Raw genomic sequence first — 15,040 nt, forward strand, 5'->3', positions numbered from 1 at the left:
GAAGGCTCGTGAAAGGCCCGGGCGCGGGACCACTAGGGTGCGGCGCATGACTTCTACTCAAGCCGAAATCGACCGGTCCCAGCTCGGCACCCTTTCGGTGCTCGCCTGGATCGGCGACCCCTCCGAGGCGCACGACATCCCGTACCTCCTCGCCTACACGCTGGGCGACGGCCCGGGTGGCCGGGAGGCCGGTGAGGCGGCGGCACGCGGGCTGCTGGAGGAGATCGGCCTGCCCATCGGCGACGTCGTCATGGACGGCACCCGCAACCCGGCGGGCTTCCCGGTGCAGATCCTGCTGGAGGGCAACCAGATCGCGCTCACCCTGCCCGGGATGAACGCGCAGTGCACCGCCCCCGACGAGTGGGTCGCCGCGGCGGACGAGAGCGGGCAGGCGTACTTCCTCTTCGCCACGCGCGCATGGCCCGAGGCGGTCCCGGGGCGCCCGGTCGACGCGGAGACCCTGCAGGCCTTCGCGGGCGACGAGGAGGTCCTCACGGGCAGCGCCCACTGCGTGCTCTCCGTGCGGCGCCTGCAGAAGTAGCGCCCCGCGCGCCGGGGCCCGCCCCACCCGCTCCGGCCGCCGGGCTCCCAGCCTGCCCGGTGGCCGGTCCCTCTCCGCCGGGGCGCCCTCCGCCGTTCCGACCTCCGCCGGGGCGCCCGGCGGGCCCCGGCGGCGTGGCCCGTCAGGGCCGCTCGAAGGCGAACCTCAGCGAGCGGACCCGGTTGTCGAAGTTCGAGCCCGCCAGGTCAGGCAGGCCCACCGCGCGCAGCCCGACCGGCCGGGTCAGCAACTCGCGGAACAGCGCCTTCATCTCCACCCGGGCCAGGTGCGCGCCCAGGCAGAAGTGCGGACCGCCGCCGCCGAAGCCCAGGTGCGGATTGGGCGAGCGGGTGATGACGAAGGCGTCCGGGTCGGGAAAGACCGCCTCGTCGCGGTTGGCGGAGGCGTAGTACAGGACCACCTTCTCGCCGGGCCGGAACGTCCGTCCGCCCAGGGTGTGTTCGGCGACCACCGTCCGGCGGAACTGGATGATCGGCGTCGAGTGCCGGATCATCTCGTCCACCGCGCCGTCCGCGTACGCCTCGTAGTCCGAGAGCAGCAGGTCCCGCTGGTCGGGGTGATCGGTCAGCAGGGTCAGCCCGTGGGTGATGGCGTTGCGGGTGGTCTCCACCCCGGCGACCATCAGGAGGGAGAAGAAGGCGCCGAGTTGGCGGGCGCCGAGGGCCTGTCCGTCCACGTTCGCGCAGACCAGCGCCGAGATCAGGTCATCGGTGGGGTGCTTGCGCCGCTCCCGGCCGATGCCTGCCACCATCCGCTGCATCCGGGCGAGCGCGCGCAGCCCGCGGCCGGGCATCCGCAGCCGGGACGCCAGGCCGCGCTCCACGCCGATGTTCTCGGAGGCGTGGTCGACCCGGTCGGCGATCTCGGCGCGGTGGCGCTCGGGGATGCCCATCATGTTGCAGATGACCTCCAGCGGCAGCCGGGAGGCCACCGCCGAGACGAACTCGTCGGGCCGGTCCGCCAGGACGTCGTCCACGATGCGGGCGGCGACCGCGTGGATGTCGGCCTCGGCCGCCGCGAGCAGGCGCGGGGTGAAGGCCCGCTGGACGATCTTCCGGAGCTGGGCGTGGTCCGGTCCGTCGAGATTGACCATCGAGTCGCCGAACAGGGCGCGGACCCAGCGGGCCGGTTCGGGCGTGGTCACGCCGGGAGCGCTGGCGAAGATTTTGGGCAGCCGGCTGGCCTCCTGCACGTGCGCGTGCCGGACCAGGGCCCAGTGCCCCGCCCCCTCGGGCACGAACACGGGTGCTTCGGCGGCGCGCAGACGGGCGAAGGCGGCGAGCCGGTGGGCGGGCGGCTGCTGCCAGAAGCCCGGCTCGGCCAACTCCCTACCGGGGTCGGTGCCGTGGCGTTGCGGCGGGAGGGTCATGGCCGGGTCTCCAGTCGGTGGCGGTTCGTCCTGCTCGTTCTGCGCTGGAGAACGGCGGCGGGGGCGCGGGGGTGACGGTCCGGCCGGTCCGCCGCCCCGCACGGTCCCGCTACCCGGCCCGCTGCCCGGTCCGGGTGGCCGGCCGCTCGGCCAGGACCATGCCGACGGTGACCGTGACCACCCCGACGAGGCCGGCGTAGAGGACGGCGTGGGTCCCCGTCCAGGTGCAGGCGAGGGTGACCAGGGCGGCGACCGGCAGCACGAGCTGCTGGGCGAGGCCGCGCTTGAAGTGGCGTGAGTGCAGGAACCACACCATGAACAGGAAGGCCGCCGCCGGGACCATCACGGCGGCGTTCGCCGCGACCTGGGAGATGTGCGCCTTGCCGACCGCGTGCTCGACCGCGACCTCGATGCCCGCACCGATCGCCGCACCGGACGCGAAGATCAGCAGGTGGCCGTAGCCCCACGGGATGGCCTCGCGGTTGGACGTCAGGTGCTCGTGCATGGGTACGGCGAAGTAGATCCACCACGCGGCGAACACGATCAGCAGCCCGCCCCCGGCGATGGGGAGCAGCACGTCGAGGGCCTCGTGCTCGTCGAGCGCCGACTTCACGGCCACGGTGCTCGCCGCGATGGTCTCGCCGAGCACGATGATGGTGAACAGCCCGTACCGTTCGACGATGTGGTGGGCGTGCCAGGGTGTCTGGTGGCCGCGCTCGGCGATCACCGGGACCATCAGCTCGGCCGCGACCAGTACCAGGAACAGCCAGCGCTTGGCGTCGTCGGACGCGAACAGCAGCCCCACCCAGCCGGCCTGGCAGATCACCAGCCCCGCCGCGTACTTCAGGGCCGCGGTGCGGGCGGTGCCGCTCTCCCCGGCGGCGGCCCGCAGCCACTGCGCCGTCAGCGCGACGCGCATGATGATGTAGCCGACGACGGCGACCGTCCAGTCGTTCTCGTCGAAGGCCTCGGCGACCCCGGCCGCGTAGACGAGGACGCCGGCGATCTGGACGAGGGTCGCGATCCGGTACGGCACGTCGTCGCAGTCGTAGGCGGAGGCGAACCAGGTGAAGTTCATCCACGCCCACCACACGCCGAAGAAGACGAAGAAGTAGCCGATCACCCCCGTCCCGGGATGGCCCTCCGCGAGCGCGTGCACGAGCCGGGCGCCGGCCTGGGCGATCGCGACGACGAAACAGAGGTCGAAGAACAGCTCCAGCGGTGTCGAGGTGCGGTGGTCCTCTTCGCGGCTGCGGGCGGTCATGGGGGAGTAGGCCATACCGGCCAGAAGACCAGAGGAACCGGCGTCCGGCAGGTCGGGCGCGCTGTCCGGGCGGCGGCTGTGCCCCGGGCGGACGCCGCGCCCCGGGCGGTGGGCGGAGACCGCGCCGCGGGGGGCGGCCGTACGGCGGGCGGCGGCCCGGACCAACGCACCGCGCGGGACGGGACCTTGTTCCGTCGGCCGCGGTGCCTTCTCCTCTGCCGCGGGCGGGGCGCCGCACCGGAAGGTGGATATGTCAGGACTCCCCTCGCAGTTCAGGACCCCGCCATGAGCACCGCCACGCAGGAGCAGGAAGCAGTCCACCGCCCGCCCGCCGCCGACCCGGCGCAGTACCGCCCCGGCCGCACCATCACCCGGTGGTCGCCGGAGGATCCGGCCTTCTGGCGCTCCACCGGCAAGCGGGTCGCCACCCGCAACCTGTGGATCGCGGTGCCGGCGCTCCTGGTGGCCTTCGTCGTCTGGCAGGTCTGGAGCATCACCGCGACCAACCTCACGGACGTCGGCTTCGGCTTCTCCCAGTCCCAGCTCTTCTGGCTGACGGCGGTCCCCGGCCTCACCGGCGGCACGGCCCGCATCTTCTACACCTTCCTCGGCCCGCGGATCGGCCAGCGCCGCTTCACGGCGCTCTCGACGGTCGTCCTGATCGTCCCGCTGCTGTGGCTCGGCTTCGCGGTCCAGGACACCTCCACCCCGTACGGCACGATGGTCGTGATCGCCGCGCTGTGCGGCATCGGCGGCGCGAACTTCTCCTCCTCGCTCGCCAACATCGGCTTCTTCTACCCCAAGCAGGAGAAGGGCAACGCGACCGGGATCAACGGCGGCCTGGGCAACCTCGGCGTCTCCGTGGTGCAGCTGCTCACCCCCGTCCTGATCACCTCCTCGGTCCTGGCCGTCGGCGCGGGCCAGAAGAAGGCGGACGGCTCGGAGATCTACCTCCAGAACGCCGCCTTCGTGTGGGTGCCGGTCCTGGTGGTGCTGGCGGCGGTGGCCTGGTTCGGGCAGAACGACCTGAAGGTCGCCTCCACCCCCTTCAGCCAGCAGAAGATCATCTTCAAGCGCAAGCACAACTGGCTGATGACCTACCTGTACGTCGGCACCTTCGGCTCCTTCATCGGCTTCGCGGCGGCCCTGCCGCTGCTGATCAAGACCACCTTCCCGGCGTACTCCGTGGCCGCCTACGCCTGGATGGGCCCGGCGCTGGGCGCGCTGGCCCGCTGGGCGGGCGGCTGGATCGCCGACAAGCTGGGCGGCGCCCGCGTGACGATCCTGTCCTTCGCGGGCATGGCCGCCTCGATCATCGGCGTGATCACCTTCCTGCCGGCCGGCTCCGACCAGGGCTCCTTCAGCGGCTTCTTCCTGTGCTTCCTGGCGGCCTTCTTCTTCTCGGGCATCGGCAACGGCTCGACCTTCCGGCAGATCCCCGTCATCTTCCGGGGACAGCACCTGAAGGGTCTGACGGAGGGCACCCCGCAGTACGCGGCCGCCCTGCGGCAGGCGGAGATCGAGTCGGGCGCCGTCACCGGTTTCACGGCCGGCATCGCCGCCTACGGCTTCTTCTTCATCCCGGCGATGTTCGCCAACTTCTCGGTGACGGGCGCGATGTGGGGCTTCGTGGCCTTCTACGCCTCCTGCGTCGCGGTGGCCTGGTGGTTCTACGCCCGCCCCGGCGCCGAGGCGCCGAGCTGACCGCTGATGAAACGCCCCTCGCGGGGGCCGGCGCCCGCCCTATTTTGTGAATGCCTTCACAAGCGCGCGAAGGACCTTCGGCCCCCGCGAAAGGCCAGGTCAGAGCCGGAGCGATGCGGCAGTGGCCGGAATCGTCAGGACCTCCGGTCCACGGCTCGGGACCAACGCGGCCGCAAATGATCGATCAGAAGGCGTGCAATGGAAGCACGCGAAGAAGCCGATGGAAGGTGCGGACGATGACGGTCACCCCCGAGCAGACCACGACGAACGGCGGGGCCTGGGAGGGCTTCCGGGGCGGGCTGTGGCGCGACGCCGTCGACGTCCGCGACTTCGTCCAGCAGAACTACACGCCCTACGAGGGCGACGACTCCTTCCTCACCGGCCCCACCGAGCGCACCACCGCCGTGTGGAAGGCCATCACCGACAGGTTCCCGGAGGAGCGCCGCAAGGGCGTCCTCGACGTCGCCCACGACGTCCCGTCGACGATCACCGCGCACGCCCCCGGCTACATAGACCGCGACAAGGAGCTGATCGTCGGCCTCCAGACCGACGCCCCGCTCAAGCGCGCGATCATGCCGTACGGCGGCTGGCGGATGGTCGCCGGCGCCCTGGAGACGTACGGCTACCCGGTCTCCGGGGAACTGGAGAAGGTCTTCACGCAGTACCGCAAGACACACAACGCCGGTGTCTTCGACGCCTACACCCCCGAGATCCGCGCCGCGCGCAAGGCCGGCGTCGTGACCGGTGTGCCCGACGCCTACGGGCGCGGCCGCATCATCGGCGACTACCGGCGCGTGGCCCTGTACGGCGTCGACCGGCTCATCGCCTTCAAGGAGCAGGAGAAGGAGGAGCTGAACTCCTTCCCCGCGGGCCACCGTTCGCTGGAGGAGACCATCCGGCTGCGCGAGGAGCTCGCCGAGCAGGTCCGCGCGCTCGCCGAACTCAAGGCGATGGCCGCCGCCTACGGTCACGACGTCTCCCGTCCGGCCGCCACCGGCCGCGAGGCCGTCCAGTGGCTGTACTTCGCCTACCTGGCGGCCGTGAAGGAGCAGAACGGCGCCGCCATGTCGCTGGGCCGCACCTCCACCTTCCTCGACGTCTACCTCCGGCGCGACATCGAGGCCGGCCGCCTCACCGAGGAGCAGGCCCAGGAACTCGTCGACGACTTCATCATCAAGCTCCGCATCGTGCGCTTCCTGCGGACCCCGGAGTACGACGAGCTGTTCTCCGGCGACCCGACCTGGGTCACCGAATCGATCGCCGGCATGGGCGAGGACGGCCGGCCGCTGGTCACGAAGACCTCTTTCCGCTACCTCCAGACCCTCTACAACCTCGGCCCGGCGCCCGAGCCGAACATGACGGTCTTCTGGTCGCCCCGGCTGCCGCGGGGCTTCAAGGAGTTCTGCGCCCGCGTGTCCATCGACACCTCCTCGGTGCAGTACGAGTCCGACGAGCTGATGCGCCCCCGGTTCGGGGACGACACCGCCATCGCGTGCTGCGTCTCGGCGATGCCGGTCGGCAAGCAGATGCAGTTCTTCGGGGCACGGGTGAACCTCGCCAAGACCCTCCTCTACGCGATCAACGGCGGCCGCGACGAGCGGTCCGGGGTCCAGGTCGGCCCCGAGACCGGCCCCGTCACCTCCGAGGTGCTGGACCACGACGAGGTCATGGCCAAGTTCGACGCGCAGATGGAATGGCTCGCCGCGACCTACGTCCACGCGCTGAACGTCATCCACTACATGCACGACCGGTACGCCTACGAACGCCTCGAGATGGCGCTGCACGACCGCGACGTGCGCCGGACCATGGCCTGCGGCATCGCCGGGCTGTCGGTCGCCGCCGACTCGCTGTCCGCGATCAAGCACGCCCGGGTCACCGCGGTGCGCGACGAGAGCGGTCTCGCCGTCGACTACCGCGTCGACGGCGCGTACCCGGCGTACGGCAACAACGACGACCGCGCCGACGGCATCGCGGTCCGTCTCGTCGAGGAGTTCATGAGGAAGGTGCGCCGCCACGAGACGTACCGCGGCGCCGAGCACACCCAGTCCGTGCTGACCATCACCTCCAACGTCGTCTACGGCAAGAAGACCGGCAACACCCCGGACGGACGCCGCGCCGGCGAGCCGTTCTCGCCGGGCGCCAACCCGATGAACGGCCGCGACACCCACGGATACGTCGCCTCCGCCCTGTCGGTCGCGAAGCTGCCGTACGAGCACGCCGAGGACGGCATCTCCCTGACCAGCACCGTCACCCCCGACGGGCTGGGCCGCACCCCGCAGGAGCGGATCGCGAACCTGGCGGGCGTCCTGGACGGGTACATGGCCGGTGACGGCTTCCACATGAACGTGAACGTACTGAACCGCGACACGCTCCTCGACGCCATGGAGCACCCCGAGAAGTACCCCCAGCTGACCATCCGCGTCAGCGGCTACGCGGTGAACTTCGTCCGGCTGACCCGGGACCAGCAGCTCGACGTGCTGGGCCGCACCTTCCACGGCTCGCTGTAGACAGAACAGGAGTGCCCGCCATGACCGTCCTCCTCGGCTCCCCGAGCACCCGCCCCACCGCCGCCCCCGGCGCCGTCCGCCGCGCCACGACCCCCGCCGACCCCCCGACCCCCGCCGCCACCCCGGCCGCCGCCGTGACACGGCGGCCCAGCGAGGGGTCGGTGCACTCCTGGGACCTGTCCACAGGTGTGGACGGGCCGGGCACCCGCTTCGTCACCTTCCTCGCCGGCTGCCCGCTGACCTGCCTGTACTGCCACAACCCCGACACCTGGCGGATGCGAGCCGGTACGCGCACCTCGGCGGACGACGTCATCACCGAGGCCGCCAAGTACGGCAGGTTCATCGCCGCGTCCGGCGGCGGAGCCACCGTCTCCGGGGGCGAACCCCTCCTCCAGCCCGTCTTCGCGGGCGAACTGCTGCACCGGCTGAAGCACGAGCTGGGCCTGCACACCGCCCTGGACACCTCCGGCTTCCTCGGCGCCCGGGCCACCGACGCCCTGCTGCGCGACGTGGACCTGGTGCTGCTCGACATCAAGTCCTGGGACCGCGAGACCTACCGCAGGGTCACCGGCCGCCCGCTGGAGCCCACCCTCCACTTCGCGCGGCGCCTCGCGGACCTGGGAAAGGAGGTGCACGTGCGCTTCGTGCTGGTGCCCGGTCTGACCGACGCCCGGGAGAACGTCGAGGGCGTCGCCGCCTTCGCCGGGTCCCTCGGCAACGTCTCCCGGGTCGACGTCCTGCCCTTCCACACCCTGGGCGCCGGCAAGTGGCAGGCCCTCGGCATGGACTTCACCCTCCGCGACACCCCGCCGCCGACGGCGCAGCAGACGGCGGCGGCCCGGGCGGTCTTCGAGGCACGCGGCCTGACAGCGGTGTGAGGCCCTCGGACCCCGTCCCCCGGCCCTCCTCGTTCGGCTCACTCCAAAACCTCACACAACGGGCTGAATCGGTATAGATCACCTAGCGTGGGGCTGTGCCCGAGCCATCAGAAGCCCTCGCCGTCCCGCCCCCGCCCTCCGGGCCCGCAGACGCCGCCGGGGCCACGGAAACCCAGTCGGTCCCGCCGCCGCCCGGACCGGGCCCACGACGGTCGGTCGCCGTGCGCGCCACCCTGGCCGGCACCCTCGTGTCACTGCTGCTCATCGCCGCGATCGTGCTGGGCAGCAGGCTGCTGAGGGACTTCGACTCGGCGCTGCTGCCCTACGCCGTCGCCACCGTCTTCCTGGCCTTCGGCGTGGCCTACCGGTACACGGTCTGGGTCTCCGCACCCGGTGCCCGCCGGCTGTTCCGCAAGGGCTTCGGCAGTTTCTTCTCCGCCGAGAACTTCCGCAGGGCCCCCACCGCCCTGCCGAGGATGATCGCCACCTACCTCGGCTTCCAGAAGTTCCTCGGCGCCCGCTCCCGCCCCCGCTGGATCGCCCACCAGCTGATCTTCTGGGGCTGCATCCTGGCCGCCCTCATCACCTTCCCGCTGACCTGGGGATGGTTCACCTTCACCTCCGACAGCGGATCCGGCCCCGGCTACGAGATGCGGATCTGGGGGTTCAAGGTCCTCGGCTTCAACGCGCTGGACATCGTCGGCTGGCTGATGTTCCACGGCCTGGACATCGCCGCGGTGCTGGTCATCCCCGGCGCCTGCTACTTCCTGTGGCGCAGGATGAAGGACCGCGGCGCCATCACCGGCCAGCGCTTCGCCTACGACCTGCTGCCGCTGATCTGCCTGATCGTGATCTCGGTGACCGGGCTGCTGCTGACCTTCTCGTCGATCTTCCTGCACGGCGGGGGCTACGAGTTCCTGGCCGTCCTGCACATGGTGTCGGTGGTCTTCACCCTCATCTACATCCCGTTCGGGAAGTTCTTCCACATCGTCCAGCGCCCGGCCGCCGTCGGCATGCAGCTCTTCAAGTACACCGCCCGGCAGGACGAGGAGGTCTTCGCCTGCAAGCGCTGCGGGGAGCCCGTCGACACCACCCCGTACGTGGAGAACCTGCGCGGCACCATGCAGGACCTGAAGCTCGACTTCAACGCCTTCGTCGAATACTGCCCGCGCTGCAAGCGGGTCCTGCGCGGCAACGCCTACCTGAGCCACGTGAAGAAGGGGTTCAAGTGACCGCGACCGATCCTCCGCAGGTTCCGTCCCGGCCCGCGCCGATCCCGCTCGACCCCTCGATCGCGCCGCCCGGTACCCGCAACTTCCGCGACGCGGGCGGCATCCCCGCCGACCAGTGGCACGCCGACCAGAACGGCGAGACCCTCGTCCCCACGCACTGCTGCTTCTGCGGGGTGCAGTGCGGGATGTACCTGCGCGTCGACTCCGGCGGGAAGGTCTTCGGCGTGGAGCCCCGCAACCACGACATCAACCGGATGCGGCTGTGCCCCAAGGGCCTCAACGCCTACCAGCAGGTCAACCACCCCGACCGGCTGACCGCCCCGCTGATGCGCCGCTCCCGGGAGGACACCTTCCGGGAGGTGTCCTGGGACGAGGCGCTGGACTTCACCGTCTCCGAGATCCGGCGCATCCAGGGCGCCCACGGCAACGACGCCTTCGGTCTGCTCGGCGGCGCCAGCCTCTACTCCGAGAAGACCTACCTGGTCGGCAAGTTCGCCCGGGTCGCCCTCAAGACCCGGCACGTCGACTACAACGGCCGGCTGTGCATGGTCAGCGCCGCGGGCGCCAACAAGCTCTCCTTCGGCATCGACCGGGCCGCCAACCCCTTCTCCGACATCCTCCTCACCGACTGCCTGCTGATCGCCGGGTCGAACGTGGGGGAGTGCTTCCCCGTCATGACCCAGTACCTCTGGGGCGCCCGCGACCGGGGCGCCTCCCTGATCGTCGTCGACCCGCGGGAGACGGCCGTCGCCCGCACCGCCGACGTGCACGTCGCCCTCAAGCCGGGCACCGACTCGGCGTTCTTCAACGCCGTGCTCCACGTCATCGTCGCCGAGGGGCTCACCGACGATGCGTACCTGGCCGCCCACACCACCGGCTGGGACGAGGTCAGGAAGACCGTCCAGGACTACCCGCCCGAGCGCGCGGCCGGCATCTGCGGCGTCCCCGCGGAGCAGATCGTCCAGGTGGCCCGGATGTTCGGCGGAGCGGCCAAGGCCATGGCCTTCCACGCCCGCGGGGTCGAACACCACTCCCAGGGCGTCGAGAACTGCCTGTCGATCATCAACATGTGCGTGGCCACCGGGAACCTCGGCAGGCCCGGCGCCGGCTACGGCACCATCACCGGTCAGGGCAACGGCCAGGGCGGCCGCGAGCACGGCCAGAAGGCCGACCTCCTCCCCGGCGGCCGCTCCATCACCAACGAGGAACACCGCCGCCAGATCTGCGCGATCTGGGGCATCGAGGAGTCCGAACTCCCGCTCGCCGGAACCTCCATGATGGAGATGGTCTGGCAGATGCAGCGCCAGGAGATCCGCGGCCTGATCGGCATCTGCAACAACCCCTTCGTCTCCCTCCCCAACTACGGCGCGGTCAAGCAGGGCTACGACACCCTCGAATTCCACGCCCAGTTCGACTTCTTCCTCTCCGAGACCGCCACCAACGCCCACGTCGTCTTCCCCGTCACGGTCTGGGCCGAGGACGAGGGCGTCATGGCCAACACCGAGGCCCGCGTCGTCAAGCACAACAAGGCCCAGGAGCCCCCGGCGGGAGTGCGCACCGACACCTGGGTGATGTGCGAACTCGCCAGGCGCCTCGGCGCCGGCGACAAGTTCGACTTCGCCGGTTCCCGCGAGGTCTTCGAGGAACTCCGCGTCGCCTCGGCCGGCACGGTCAACGACTACTACGGCATCACCTACGAACGGCTGGAGGAGACCGGCGGCATCATGTGGCCCTGCCCCAGCACCGAACACCCGGGCACGCCCCGGTTGTTCGAGGGCGGCAGGACCTACCACCCCGACGGCAAAATCCACCTGCAGGTCGTCGAGTGGCACGCGCCGATGGACCCCTACACCGAGGAGTACCCCCTCTCCCTCACCACCGGCCGGACCGTGGCGCACTTCCTCTCCGGCAACCAGACCCGCCGCCTGGGCGGCCTCGTCGAACAGACCCCGCGCCCGTGGGTCGAGGTCCACCCCTCGCACGGCTACCGCACCGGCGACCCGGTCCGGGTCGTCACCCGCCGCGGCAGCGAGGTCTTCCCCGCACTGGTCACCGAGGCCATCCGCCCGGACACCGTGTTCATCCCGTACCACTGGCCCGTGCCGACGGCCGCGAACGCCCTGACCATCGACGCCCTCGACCCCCGCTCGAAGATCCCCGAGTACAAGGTCTGCGCCGCCCGGATCGAGCCCGCCGACACCATCGACGAGGTGCCCGCACCGCCCACCGCCCCGGGCCACCAGGCCTACCCCGCAGCCCAGGTCTCCCGCACCGACCCCCTGCCCCCCACGTCCTCCCAGGGCCGTGGCACGGCGGAGAGGAGCTGACCCGCCATGATGGGCCGCACCATCTTCATCGACCCGGGCCGCTGCATCGGCTGCCAGGCCTGCGTCTCCGCCTGTCGCGAATGCGACTCCCACCGCGGCAAGTCGATGATCCACCTGGACTACACCGACCCCGGCATGTCCGTCGCCTCCCTCCCGACCGTCTGCATGCACTGTGAGGACCCGGTCGCACCCTGCGCCGAGGTCTGCCCTGCCGACGCGATCCTGGTGACCGCCGACGGAGTGGTCCAGCAGGCCGACACCACCCGCTGCATCGGCTGTGCCAACTGCGTCAACGCCTGCCCCTTCGGCGTCCCGAAGATCGACCTCCAGGCGAAGCTCCAGATGAAGTGCAACCTCTGCTACGACCGCACCGCCTACGGCCTCGCCCCGATGTGCGCCACCGTCTGCCCCACCGGCGCCCTCTTCTACGGAACCCTCGAAGAGCTCCAGGCGGAGCGCCCCGGGGTCCAGGTCGCCGACTCCTTCGCCTTCGGCGACGTGATGGTCAGCACCGGAGTGGCGATGGTCGTCCCCGCCGACAAGGTCCAGTGGCCCGTCCCCGGCGGCCTGCCCGTCGTAGAGGTGAATGGAGTCGACGTCCGATGAGCGTCACCGAACAGCCCGCCCCCGCACCGGGACCGGACCCCGCGGGCGACGAGGCCGCCGCACGGCTGCGGGACCGGATCAGCGCCGACTCCCTCACCACCCGCCGCGACTACCTGCGGATCGTCGCCACCGTCTCCGGCGGCCTCGCCGTCGGCGGTGTCGGCGTCGCCGCCGGCATCCTGCACCGGCACGGCGACAGCGACTCGATGCCCGAGCCGAAGAAGGTCGCCGACCGGATGCTGCCGGGCGAGTCGGTCGCCTTCCGCTATCCGGGGGACGAGGACCGCGCCCTCGCCGTCCGCCTCTCCGACGGCACCCTCGTCGGCTACTCCGCCGTCTGCACCCACCTGGCCTGCGCCGTGCTCTGGCGCGAGGACCGGGGCGCCGACGGCGAGCTGTACTGCCCCTGCCACGAGGGCGTCTTCGACGCGCGTTCCGGCGAGGTGACCGCCGGCCCGCCGCCCCGGCCGCTCCCCAGGATCTTCCTCACCGAGCAGCCCGACGGCAGCGTGTGGGCCATCGCCACCGCCCGCTCCGGGGAGCCCGCCAGGGAGGCCCTGTGCCGGCAGCTCGGCGATTCCCACCCCGAGATGACCCGGCAGCTCGGCTGCCCCGGCGCGGGCCGGGCCGCCGCGGACCAGAGGGGGCGGACATGAGCGACCGGCCGATCCCCCCGCGCCCGGACTACCAACCGGGCAGCGCCCAGCCGAGGCTGAACCGGCCCGTGCGGGAACGCTATCCGCAGATCCGCCCCACCAGCGGCTACGGAGACCCGCGGATCCGGCACACGGGCCCCGGCCCGGGCGCCGGCACCGAGCAGGAGCCGGAGCGGTCCTCGAAGCTGAACGCCCGTCTGGTGCTGGCCCTCACCGTCGTCGTCGGACAGCTCTGGGCGCTGACCGTCACGGTCAACGAATGGATGGAGGGCAACACGGGGACGGCCTGGTGGGGAGCGGGATTCCTGATCCTGTCGTTCCTCGTGGTGCTCGGACTGTGGCTCATCGACCCGAAGGACCGCTGATCACGGCCGGGCCACCACCCCGGGCGGCCGTACCCTGGAGGCATGAGCAGCACCCCCGCCTCCGAGCCGCAGCCCCCGCGCCCCGCCCCCGAGGCCCGGCAGCCCCGGCCGAAGCCGCGGATCGACTTCGACGACCCGCTGGACCAGCAGTCGTCCGACGACACCGACCGCGGCTGGGGCGAGCGGCCGCCCACCGGCGGAAGCGCTGCCGACCTGGCCCGCTTCCTCGACGAGAAGCCACCGCACCACATCTGACCGGCCGGCCCGGCCGGCCCGGTCAGAAGCCGTTGCGCGAACCCGCCTGGCCGCCGACCCCGCCGCCGCCCGCGCGCTGCGCGACCAGGGTGTCCCGGATCTCCTTGAGGACCTCCAGCTCGGTGATCTCGACGATCTCCTGGACGCCCTCGCGGGCCTTGCGGCGCGCCTCCTGCCGGGCCAGGTACTTCGCCATCGGCAGCACCATCAGGAAGTACACGACCGCAGCGGTGATCACGAAGGTCAGCGTGGCGTTCAGCACCGACCCCCAGAGGATCTCGACACCGGTCGGCTGTCCGTCGGGGCCGATGGCGCAGGGCGACTTCAGGCAGGACTTGTAGCCGTCCAGGCTCTTCGTGCCCACCGCGCCCACCACCGGGCTGATGATCCCCTTGACCACCGAGTTCACGATGTTCGTGAACGCGGCGCCGATCACCACGGCCACCGCCAGGTCGACCACGTTGCCGCGCATCAGGAAGGCCTTGAAGCCCGCCAGCACGCTTTCCTTCTTCTCGCTCATCGCTGAGCCCTTCTACACAGGAGCCGAACACGGAGCCAACGGTTCCGAAAGTTACGTCAGTCCGGCCGAGGTGTGTCCAATCGGCCATCACTTTGAGGTGAATTGACTGATCGTGCGTGCGGATCAGCACAACGTCACCGCCAGCCGCGTCGTTGCGCCCGCCCCCACCAGGACCCGCGCGGTCTCCCGCGGAACGGACAGCACGACCAGCGCGCCGCCGTCCCCGCCACCCTGCTCGACGGCGGGGACCTCGGCGACCCTGGCCCCCGCCGCCACCACCCGGGGCGGCTGCGCCCGCTCCGCCGCGACCACGTCGACCCGGTCCCCGGGCCGCAGCAGCCGCACGGTCGCGGCGTCCGCGATGCGTACGGGCGCCGACACCGTCCGCACGGCGGCCGCGGGCGGCGGCTTCACCACGGGCGGCGGCGCCCCCCGCGACGCCTGCGCCTCGGCACCCCCCACGGCCAGGGCCGCCGCCACGACGGCCAGGGCGGCCGAGACGGCCCGCCGCCGGCGCCGCACGGCCCGGCGCAGCCGTCCCGCCCCCCGCCCCACCCGCAGCGGCGGGAACGGCGGCACGGGACGCCGGGGCGGACACGCGGAGGAGGCCGCGCAGACGGGCAGCGGACGCGACGGCAGAGCGCCAGGGACGGCCGGGGCCGTGGAGCAGGACGAGGACGAAGGGACCATCGACGCACGGGACATGACGAGCACCACCAGACGGAGTGAGTTCCTGTGCCCGGACCCACCGCCCGGACACATCCCACGATCCGCCCTCCACCCCCGCCCCCGCTC

The 15,040-nt window shown here is 71.6% G+C and carries 14 protein-coding genes; 10 read left to right on the forward strand and 4 right to left on the reverse strand.

The window, feature by feature from the left end; translation table 11 throughout:
* Positions 1–46 precede the first annotated feature (46 nt).
* Positions 47–541: a DUF5949 family protein gene (locus AC2RP6_RS23480; RefSeq protein WP_364854633.1), complete on the forward strand. Its 495-nt coding sequence runs from the start codon at positions 47–49 to the stop codon at positions 539–541.
* A gap of 142 nt (positions 542–683) precedes the next feature.
* Here AC2RP6_RS23480 and AC2RP6_RS23485 read toward each other — a convergent pair whose 3' ends face one another.
* Together AC2RP6_RS23485 and AC2RP6_RS23490 are read right to left on the reverse strand one after the other, a co-directional pair.
* Positions 684–1,931 (reverse strand): cytochrome P450, encoded by a 1,248-nt coding sequence (locus AC2RP6_RS23485; RefSeq protein ID WP_486447979.1) that lies wholly within the window; start codon positions 1,929–1,931, stop codon positions 684–686.
* Between the two features lie 109 nt (positions 1,932–2,040).
* Positions 2,041–3,210 (reverse strand): low temperature requirement protein A, encoded by a 1,170-nt coding sequence (locus AC2RP6_RS23490; RefSeq protein WP_486447980.1) that lies wholly within the window; start codon positions 3,208–3,210, stop codon positions 2,041–2,043.
* 270 nt (positions 3,211–3,480) lie between these two features.
* Here AC2RP6_RS23490 and AC2RP6_RS23495 point away from each other — a divergent pair, with 270 nt between their 5' ends.
* The 9 genes from AC2RP6_RS23495 to AC2RP6_RS23535 all read left to right on the forward strand — a co-directional run bounded on the left by AC2RP6_RS23495 (position 3,481) and on the right by AC2RP6_RS23535 (position 13,725).
* Entirely contained in the window at positions 3,481–4,899 is a 1,419-nt protein-coding gene (locus AC2RP6_RS23495) for a NarK family nitrate/nitrite MFS transporter (RefSeq protein ID WP_486447981.1), read from the forward strand.
* Between the two features lie 236 nt (positions 4,900–5,135).
* Positions 5,136–7,406: a formate C-acetyltransferase gene (gene pflB / locus AC2RP6_RS23500; RefSeq protein WP_486447982.1), complete on the forward strand. Its 2,271-nt coding sequence runs from the start codon at positions 5,136–5,138 to the stop codon at positions 7,404–7,406.
* 20 nt (positions 7,407–7,426) lie between these two features.
* Positions 7,427–8,284: a pyruvate formate-lyase-activating protein gene (pflA, locus tag AC2RP6_RS23505; protein ID WP_486447983.1), complete on the forward strand. Its 858-nt coding sequence runs from the start codon at positions 7,427–7,429 to the stop codon at positions 8,282–8,284.
* A gap of 95 nt (positions 8,285–8,379) precedes the next feature.
* Entirely contained in the window at positions 8,380–9,516 is a 1,137-nt protein-coding gene (locus AC2RP6_RS23510) for an MFS transporter (protein WP_486447984.1), read from the forward strand.
* On the forward strand, positions 9,513–11,843 hold the full coding sequence (locus AC2RP6_RS23515; RefSeq protein WP_486447985.1) for a molybdopterin oxidoreductase family protein: 2,331 nt from the start codon (positions 9,513–9,515) through the stop codon (positions 11,841–11,843). Before AC2RP6_RS23510 ends, AC2RP6_RS23515 begins: the two co-directional genes overlap by 4 nt.
* Before the next feature lie 6 nt (positions 11,844–11,849).
* Positions 11,850–12,449 carry a 4Fe-4S dicluster domain-containing protein gene (locus AC2RP6_RS23520; RefSeq protein ID WP_443299424.1) on the forward strand — a complete coding sequence of 200 codons (600 nt, stop codon included), beginning with the start codon at positions 11,850–11,852 and terminating at the stop codon, positions 12,447–12,449.
* The gene (locus AC2RP6_RS23525) at positions 12,446–13,105 is read left to right on the forward strand and encodes a QcrA and Rieske domain-containing protein (RefSeq protein WP_486447986.1); all 660 of its coding nucleotides are present in this window, start codon (positions 12,446–12,448) and stop codon (positions 13,103–13,105) included. Before AC2RP6_RS23520 ends, AC2RP6_RS23525 begins: the two co-directional genes overlap by 4 nt.
* On the forward strand, positions 13,102–13,470 hold the full coding sequence (locus tag AC2RP6_RS23530) for a hypothetical protein (protein ID WP_486447987.1): 369 nt from the start codon (positions 13,102–13,104) through the stop codon (positions 13,468–13,470). Before AC2RP6_RS23525 ends, AC2RP6_RS23530 begins: the two co-directional genes overlap by 4 nt.
* Before the next feature lie 42 nt (positions 13,471–13,512).
* Positions 13,513–13,725, forward strand: a complete 213-nt coding sequence (locus AC2RP6_RS23535; RefSeq protein ID WP_486447988.1) for a hypothetical protein — start codon at positions 13,513–13,515, stop codon at positions 13,723–13,725.
* A 22-nt stretch (positions 13,726–13,747) separates the two neighbouring features.
* Here the strand turns inward: AC2RP6_RS23535 and mscL are convergent, their stop codons facing one another.
* Together mscL and AC2RP6_RS23545 are read right to left on the reverse strand one after the other, a co-directional pair.
* On the reverse strand, positions 13,748–14,245 hold the full coding sequence (gene mscL, locus AC2RP6_RS23540) for a large conductance mechanosensitive channel protein MscL (RefSeq protein ID WP_486447989.1): 498 nt from the start codon (positions 14,243–14,245) through the stop codon (positions 13,748–13,750).
* 123 nt (positions 14,246–14,368) lie between these two features.
* Entirely contained in the window at positions 14,369–14,950 is a 582-nt protein-coding gene (locus AC2RP6_RS23545) for a hypothetical protein (protein ID WP_486447990.1), read from the reverse strand.
* Positions 14,951–15,040: the final 90 nt, after the last annotated feature.

It is taken from the genome of Streptomyces sp. WAC03905, assembly GCF_057371075.1.